This is a genomic window from Spirochaetota bacterium (assembly GCA_026414805.1).
Lineage (GTDB): Bacteria > Spirochaetota > UBA4802 > UBA4802 > UB4802 > UBA4802.
Window position 1 is genome coordinate 1 of the sequence record JAOAIH010000097.1, and the last position, 8,769, is coordinate 8,769.

Annotated in this window: 6 protein-coding genes and 1 riboswitch; of the genes, 4 read left to right on the forward strand and 2 right to left on the reverse strand. The window is 37.8% G+C overall.

What is annotated here, in order from left to right; genetic code table 11:
- The 3 genes from N3F66_13910 to N3F66_13920 all read left to right on the forward strand — a co-directional run.
- On the forward strand, positions 1 to 1,721 hold a 1,721-nt coding region (locus N3F66_13910), incomplete at its 5' end, for a sensor domain-containing diguanylate cyclase (GenBank protein MCX8125239.1).
- Between the two features lie 328 nt (positions 1,722 to 2,049).
- Positions 2,050 to 4,029, forward strand: coding sequence for an ATP-binding protein (locus tag N3F66_13915; GenBank protein MCX8125240.1), 1,980 nt, complete (start codon positions 2,050 to 2,052; stop codon positions 4,027 to 4,029).
- 88 nt (positions 4,030 to 4,117) lie between these two features.
- Positions 4,118 to 4,831 (forward strand): 50S ribosomal protein L11 methyltransferase, encoded by a 714-nt coding sequence (locus tag N3F66_13920; GenBank protein ID MCX8125241.1) that lies wholly within the window; start codon positions 4,118 to 4,120, stop codon positions 4,829 to 4,831.
- 267 nt (positions 4,832 to 5,098) lie between these two features.
- Here N3F66_13920 and N3F66_13925 read toward each other — a convergent pair whose 3' ends face one another.
- Both N3F66_13925 and N3F66_13930 read right to left on the reverse strand, forming a co-directional pair.
- On the reverse strand, positions 5,099 to 6,913 hold the full coding sequence (locus N3F66_13925) for a dynamin family protein (protein MCX8125242.1): 1,815 nt from the start codon (positions 6,911 to 6,913) through the stop codon (positions 5,099 to 5,101).
- 25 nt (positions 6,914 to 6,938) lie between these two features.
- Positions 6,939 to 7,001: riboswitch (Fluoride riboswitch) on the reverse strand.
- A 106-nt stretch (positions 7,002 to 7,107) separates the two neighbouring features.
- Positions 7,108 to 7,350: a hypothetical protein gene (locus N3F66_13930; protein MCX8125243.1), complete on the reverse strand. Its 243-nt coding sequence runs from the start codon at positions 7,348 to 7,350 to the stop codon at positions 7,108 to 7,110.
- Positions 7,351 to 7,941: 591 nt separating this feature from the next.
- Here N3F66_13930 and N3F66_13935 point away from each other — a divergent pair.
- On the forward strand, positions 7,942 to 8,769 hold an 828-nt coding region (locus N3F66_13935; protein ID MCX8125244.1), incomplete at its 3' end, for a hypothetical protein.

Genomic DNA, 8,769 nt, shown 5'->3' on the forward strand with positions numbered 1-8,769 from the left:
GCATTAGGCTGATACTCTTACTGTACTTTTTATGTTTATTTTTGCCCCGCTCAATTTACGCTCTTGAGCCAATCAATATTTCCGAATCTTTTACATCTGCCAATGTTGCACCATATTCTGAATATCTTGAGGATAAAACTTTTTCACTCACTTTTGAAGATATACTTAAAAATGATTACACATTCACTCCAAATCCTCATTCTTCTTTTAAGTTTGGGGTAAAGCGTTCAGCGTTCTGGATCCGATTTAAAGTTACTACCGGCGCTGAATCATTAGAGTTGCCGCGTTACATTGAATTTGATAATTCAGCTTTAGGCACCATAGAAGTGTATTATCCTGTCACTGATTCTGGGCATGAAAAATATGTAAAGCTTAAGGGAGGCTGGCAAATTCACAATAATTCAGATGAGATACATTTTCTTAATCCGGCATTCAGGCTCCCCACTACAATTGATGACTCACGGCCACTGTATATTCGCATTGCCACTCCCTATCTCCCCACCACTGCCTGTTATGTACGTGCACCTGATGATTTCAGGTCAACGGGAATGTTTCGCATGCTGGTGTTAAGCATAGCTTTAGGGGTGCTAATATCCATGATTCTTTATAATGCTACAATCTTCATGTTCTTAAAAGACCGTAACTATGGCATATATATTATCTATGTGTTTATGATGCTTATGTATCAGGGTACTGTAACCGGCCAATTCAGGTACATCCACAATGCAGTAGGAAGCTTTTTGATTTCACAGATTCCGTTAATCGTTGCGTTATTGCTTTTAGTCATAATACTATTTGTAGTTTCATTCCTAAATTTACGGCACTATGCTCCTATACACTATAAAATTATGCTGGCTATTGCTATTCCTGTGTGTATTGTTCTTATCCTTGCCATTTTCCAGCAACGCTTCATTACAAATGCAGCTTTGTATTATATTGTACTTGTTTTAGATATTCTTATCCTTTCTGCCGCAATTGCTGCACTTCATTCTGGATTTGCACCTGCAAAATTCTTCCTGCTTGCATGGATATTTGTTGTGGGTGGAGCAATGGTATTTGTATTACGAGGTCTTGGTATACTTCCTCAGAATCCCTCAACTCAGTACGCTATTTTCATTGGTTCAGCAATAGAATCGGTGGTGCTTTCCTTTGCCCTTGGCTATAGGATAAAGACAATTCGCGATGAAAGTGAAGAGTTGAAACAAAAAGAAGCTGAACTTGAAAAACTATCAGTAACTGATGCCCTTACTACCCTATATAATAAACGTCACCTTAATGAAAAATTATCAGAAATATTACGCACCGTATCATTTGATCATCATCCCGTGTCCCTTATTATGATAGATATTGACCACTTTAAAGATTTCAATGATACGTATGGTCATATGGAAGGCGACCGATTGCTCTCTGGATTTGCCAAGATACTTAAATCCACCATCAGAGGTGATGACATTCCATGCCGCTATGGAGGTGAGGAATTTGTGATAATTTTGAACAACACCGGAATTGATGACGCTCTGTTTGTTGCTGAAAAGATCCGTACTCGCTTTGAAAACTATGTGCATGACCTTGAATCTGGGAAAAAGGTATCTGCAACGTTAAGCGCTGGCATAGCCACTTGCAGGATTGATGACACTCCGGAAACATTGCTCAAAAGAGCCGATGAGGCATTATACCGTGCAAAATCTGGTGGAAGGAACAGATGCGAGGTGGGGATATAGGAACAATCCAATCCTTTCACCCTGTGGTCTTTACTGCGGAGTGTGGCATTCACTATGCTACTGTTTATAACGATTCTACCCTCAAAGAAAAATTATTCACCTGCAGCCAATGCGGTACAATGCAATTTCGCGGAGCAAAAAAATGTAGGAACTGCGGCGCACTGCTTTCGTTTCCTGTGTAGGATTTTTGTTTAGTAACTATCGCACAAAAATACCCTTGTGCCTTTGAAAAAACAAACCTATAACCACTCAACGTTTTGAATTAATATTTTTTAAAATTGAATAGTGCGCTATTTTTTTATAATAATTACAACTTTGTTTATTTACCATGGAAATTCCATTAGTACAGACCATTAAAGAAAAATGCAGGGTGTGTTATACCTGTGTACGGGAATGTCCGGCTAAAGCCATACGCATCTATAATGGCCAGGCTGAGGTTATCTATGATCGATGTATTGGCTGCGGCAATTGTGTAAAGGTATGCACACAGAAAGCAAAAAAGGTTCATAATTCCAAAGACACGGTTTTATATTTACTTGCATCAAGCAAACCCGTTGCCGCATGTGTGGCTCCTAGTTTTGCTGCAGAGTTTTACGATATTGACCATACAGTATTTGTAGGAATGCTGCGCCAATTAGGTTTTACCTATGTATATGAAGTTGCTTTTGGTGCTGATATTGTTGCAATGAAGTTCAGAGACTTAGTATACACTAATCCTGACAATACATACATATCAACTTCATGCCCTGCGATAGTCAATTACATTGAAAAATACCATCCAAAGCTCATAGCGTATCTTCCACCTATACCTTCCCCAATGGTTGCAATGGGTGAGGTTATAAAAAAAATCCACGGCGATGAAATCCCTGTGGTATTTATTGGCCCATGCCTGGCAAAAAAAGGTGAAGCATCAAGACCTGATATTAGAAAAATAATTACCGAAGTATTAACGTTTGCTGAGTTACGAGAATTATTTGACTTTTACGCAATCTACCCATCGCAAGTTCATCCATCCGATTTTGACCCTCCTCATTCAGGCAAAGGGATGCTTTTCCCTTTGGGGCGAGGAATGTTACAGGCAGCTGACATGAATGAAGATTTGCTAGAAAATAACATTTTTGCAACTGACGGCACCAAACAGTTTGTACACACACTTAAAGAATTTGAAGAAAATCCTCATGATATAAAATTAATGGAAATCTTATGCTGTAATGGCTGCATTATGGGTCCAGGCATGACAACAACAATGAATCATTTTTCACGGCGCGCTCTCCTCAGCAACTATGTGAAAAAAAGATATGCTACCTTTAATGAAGAAGAATGGCGTAAATATATTGAACAATATGGCAACCTGCAGTGTAAAATCCATTTTAACGAAAACGATAAACGTTTCCCCAGGCCTACCCGTGAAGCAGTGCAGTCAATTTTAGAGCGATTAGGCAAATACAAGCCCGAAGATGAGCTCAACTGTGGAGCATGTGGGTATGATACCTGTGTAGATCACGCCATAGCAATTTACATGGGAATGGCTGAAAGTGAGATGTGTCTGCCATATACAATAGACTCGCTCAAGGCAACTGCTCGCCAACTGCAACAATCTTATCGTGAGCTTATGGACACAAAAAACGCCTTAATACAATCTGAAAAATTAGCATCACTTGGAAGAATGGCATCAGGCATTGCTCATGAAATCAACAATCCACTTACTGGTGTGTTATCGTATGCAAGCCTTTTGCTTGAAGACTTAAAAGACACCGATTTTGAAGAAGATCTACACATAATTATTAAAGAAACAATTCGATGCAGGGAAATAGTTAAGGGTTTATTAAATTTTGCCCGTGAAACAAAATCAGAAAAAGTATTAGCAAACATAAACGAAATCATTGATTCTGCATTATCCATTTTACAAAATCATATGAATTTTAGATCAATTACCATAGTGCGGCATCTTGACCCTGCACTACCGCTTTTAATGGTGGACATCAATCATATGCGATCGGTTATAAACAATTTAGCCGAAAACGCTGCACATGCCATGCCTGATGGTGGCACATTGACAGTGTCTACACATTACATAAAAGATCAAAATAATGTACTGATAAAAGTTACGGATACAGGTTGTGGTATACCTGAAGAGAATATAACTAAAATTTTTGATCCCTTTTTTACAACAAAACCCCAGGGCAAAGGTACCGGACTTGGTCTTGCAGTTGTATTTGGAATTATCCGTCAACATGATGGCACAATACATGTTGAAAGCCAGGTGGGCAAGGGAACTACATTTACTATAACTTTACCAGTGGAATAAATTATATCAGTTACTATCGTACAAAATTCTTGATGAATTTATAGTACATATTATGATATCGCTACAATAGTGTATAAGAGGATACAGCATGTACAAGCTGTTTGATAACTACAGTGGCACTGTATTCACTTCACCTGCATACTATGATTTAATTAAAGAAGAATTTGAGGCGATAGTTCCACAAGCAGTCTATGGCAGCGACAAGGCTAAAATACACATTGCAGGCAACACCATTGCCATAGATTTTGTACTGGCACTACATGAGCCAGTAATTCGCTATGAATTCAGTTTGCCCTACATTTCTGCATTTGGTAACGGAAAACATCCCACTACCTATATGTGCCTTGCATTGCTTGCCGAAACACTGCATACCGGTATTAAAAAAAATAAAGATGATATAAGCTTTCTTGATATTGGCACTGGCACTGGAATACTGGCGATAGCTGCAGCAGTTATGGGCGTTAAAGACATTGATGCCTTTGATGCAAGCCTACAGGCATACGAATGTGCCCGTAAAAATGTTGAGGGGAAATACCCAGTACACCTGATATGCTGTGACATAAAGAATTTTAATCAAGAAAAGCAGTATGATATCATAACTGCAAACCTTATGACAACACTTATTGTTGCCAATGCTGCCAAACTGTCTTCACTTACAAAAGATAGTGGGTACTGCATTGTAAGCGGCATAATCGATGAAAGAAAAGATGAGGTCATTTATGCTTTTCGTCACCATAGCTTTCTACTAAAAGAAGAGCAAACCAGCCAGGGCTGGTTTGCCGGTGTGTTCCAAAAACTATAATTATTTCTTCTTAGCTATTTCCGTACGCAGCTCCTTTTTAAGAATCTTGCCAACATTTGACTCAGGCAGGCTATTTCTAATCTCAATTTCTACAGGCCATTTGTATTTGGCAAGCCGTGGTTCAGGGATGCAGATAATGGTATATTTCTGTTTTAATTTTTTTAAACAAATTTCACGTGATGCTACTTTGCGCCCATTCTGCGGTAAAGATATTCAAATGCTTGCCGGAGCTGTCGCCATAATTTTGTAGATAACCCATTTTTTTTCTCATTTCATATCATACACTTTATGTTCTTTAATGAATGCTGCAATATCCTTTTTATGCTCTTCAAGTGCGGAAATTAGCTGCTCAAGGTAGGCAATCTGCCCAGCAACCTCATGAGTATAGTTTTTTTTCTTTTCAACAGCCACATCTATTGCTTTGCGTGTAATTGAAATAACATGATCAAATTGTTCATCAATGCTTAACGATATTGTTCGGAATGTTGAATCCAGATTCTGTACAGTAGCCCAGCGCAAATTTTCCACATTATTAAGGACAAGAGCATGTATCTGGCGATCAATTCTTTTTTTGATTCGCTTGATACGCATATTTTTTGGCAATAGTTTATCAACAAGTTCCTCAGGAATTGCCATAAAGGAGTAACGCCATTGATGCATTACCCAATAAGGTTCCTTGGTTACCTCCATGCCTGTTATGGGAGTATGCGGTATATAGGGAATCTCAAACAAATCAGATGCAGCTCTACGCACAGTGTCAATTATCTCACTTGCCCGTTTTTGATGTGTTGTAATAACCTGCGCCACATGATTGTCAAAAAATAGCGACATTTGGCCAAGCTCATGCTCAAAAAAAACTGGTATAGCCTCTGCCAGTGCCCTGGTTATAGTATTCTCATCAATTGTATTGCTTTCGTACAGGCATCCATCAGCTACTGATTCAAGGTACTTACGCCCTTTCTGACGTAAATTCTCCGCCTGCTCTTCCAGAAGCGCCAACAATCGTTTGCGCTCACCGGCTAGGATATCAGCTGAAAATGTTTTTTGCTGCTCTGCCTGCCGTATTGTTTCATCAAACAGCACAAGCTTATTGTGCAATTCTTCCTGTGGCATGGTATATGCTTTCAGTGAAAGCCTTAATTGCATCTCAAGATCAGTTAGGATATCAAAACTTTTTCGCGGGATACTTGCCTGCAACACCTTCTCTTTCTTTTGCTCCATGAAGCTTACAATATGCTCTTCAAGGTGATCAAGCCTGCTTTTTGAAAGTAATGAAGAGTTATTTGAAAGCTTTGCTTCAAGACCCTGTTTGGCAGAAACCGGATAGATTGTAATTTCATCCTTTATGCCAGCTTTATCATGAATCACCCTTGTAATAAACCTTTGTACTTCCTGTAACTCATCCTGACCAAGGTAATCAATTTTATTAAGGATAAAAAAGATTTTATTAACTTTTGTATTTACCTGTTTTAGAAACTCAAGCTCAACTTCAGTAATTGGTGGATCTGCAGACATCAAAAAAAGTGCTGCATCACATTGGGGCAAAAAGTTTAATGTGGCTTCTGTATTATGACGGTGAGTTGAACCTATACCTGGAGTATCTATGAGTACTACCCCTTTCTTCAAGATCTCAGCATTATAATATAATTGTACCCCTTCAACATTCAAAGTATTATTGGGATTTGCTTCTTCAGATACATACATTGAAAGAAATTCTTGGATATCTTGAGGTTTATCCGATGATAAGGTATCACCAGATGTATTGCCAGTAAATGTAACATGCACGTACGGATGTTCACTGTATCGGATGTATGTGGGTACTGATGTCAATGGAATTACCGCAGTGGGGAGAAGCTTGGCACCTAACAGTGCATTGAGTAATGAACTTTTGCCTCTTTTAAACTGGCCCAGAACTGCCAAATGAATTTTACCCTGAGAATAACGCTCTGCTATCTCTTCCAGTTTGATTTTATACATCTCATACTCATTGCCCATCCGGTCAATCAGTTGAAGAAGATTAGCAAGAGTTTGAGTTAATTTGTGGCTTTTTACATCAATCTGTATTTCTGTACGTCCGCCCATATTATACCTCCTGGTATTGGCATTGTATACAGCAGGAGTTATCAGCCCATTAGGGCGGTTTAAGGCGAACTCCATCACCTTAAATTATAATAAATACATAAAACTATATCATAAAAATAATAAACCAGAAAATAAAATCATCAATAAATTGTCAACAATTTGTTAATGTTGTATTATATAGAGTATCTTATAGTTCATTGCAAAAAGAATAGTACAATAATCACTCCTCCACTGATCAGCAAAAAAGCTCCTAATGCAATCGATAATGACAACTGGATTTTTTTTGTACTGGTTATTTGGGGAAAATGGCTATACCCTTGGTATGCATTGACAAATGCAGCAATTGCAGCAATCACCCCAAATAGAATACCAAATGTTAGTACCAGAAGCAATTGTCTATTGTGTACAATAGCATTCATAAAAACAATTTTAAACATAAAATCTTCAAAATCAAGAAAATATTCCAAATATATTTAATGTGAAATATGTTAACATTTCTATTTATATTATTATTTTGGTATCAAACTATTATAGTTTGGTAATAAACTATATGAAAATCACCAGTCAGAATTTTATATATTCCCTTTCAAGAATCCGCCATCTGGCACATTTATTTTTATTAGAAGAACTGGCAAAAGTCAATATTAGAGATATACCTCCTTCTTTTGGTAATGTGTTTGTAATTATTACTTTCACAGACACCCTCTCTTTATAAGGATATTTCATTATAATATATATATAAAGATAAATCAACCATCACCTTCATTGTAAAGCACCTTGAGAAAAACGGTTATTGTACGCGTATAAAAAATCCTAATGATAAAAGAAGTTGCTTAATTGCCCCTACACAAAAAGCACTTAACATGAAAAAATCATTTACATAGATTTCACAAAAAATGAATACAAAACTGTTTAGTAACTTTTCACTGGAAGAACAACAACAGCTTTTCACGCTTTTAGAACTTTTAGAAAAAGTAATAGGTAATATTAAGAATAGAGATAAAAAATAGATAAAGGATGTCTTATTTATGGATAGTTATGATATATTGCAGCAAATACTTGATTCCCACCCATCCACAGCCCCAAAAACAAAAATATTCATGGAAATTTTACACTTACTTTTCACACCCCAGGAGGCTACACTGGCAACAGCCATGAGCTTTAAAGGTAAAACTGTGGAAGAAATTGCATCAGGAGCACATCAGGACATAGAATCAACCCGACAAATACTGGAACAAATGGCCAATAAAGCGATTATTTATACCGCTAAAAAAAATAATGAAATATTGTTTGGGCTTGTCCCGACAATCCCCGGACTATTTGAATTTCCGTTTATGAAAGGCATGACTTCAGAAACTCATGCACAACTTGCACAACTCTGGGAAAAGTACCACCATGAAGCATTAGGCAACTCATTCAGTGGCAATCCCACACCCTTAATGCGTGTACTACCTGTTGATGCGTTTATAGAACCCAGTATTGTAATCCACCCTTATGAAGAAGCAAAAAAGCTTATAGAAAAAGCCAATTTTATTGCACTTACCAAATGTGCATGTCGTGTAAGTGTCCATAAATACAATAAACCACTTGATGTATGCATGATATTTGATGGAACAGCTGAATTCCTGGTCAGCAGAGGATACGCATGGAAGGCAAGCGTTGACGAAACCATTCATGCATTAATAAAAAGCGAAGAGGCCGGACTAGTACATACAAGCAACAACAGCAAGGACCGTGCAACAGTAATATGCAATTGTTGTCCATGCTGCTGTTTATGGAAGGTCATCCCGGACCTCTCACCGAAGATAAGGCAGAAGATCACGAAGATGCCTGGCGTTGAGGTTTTCGTTGACAGA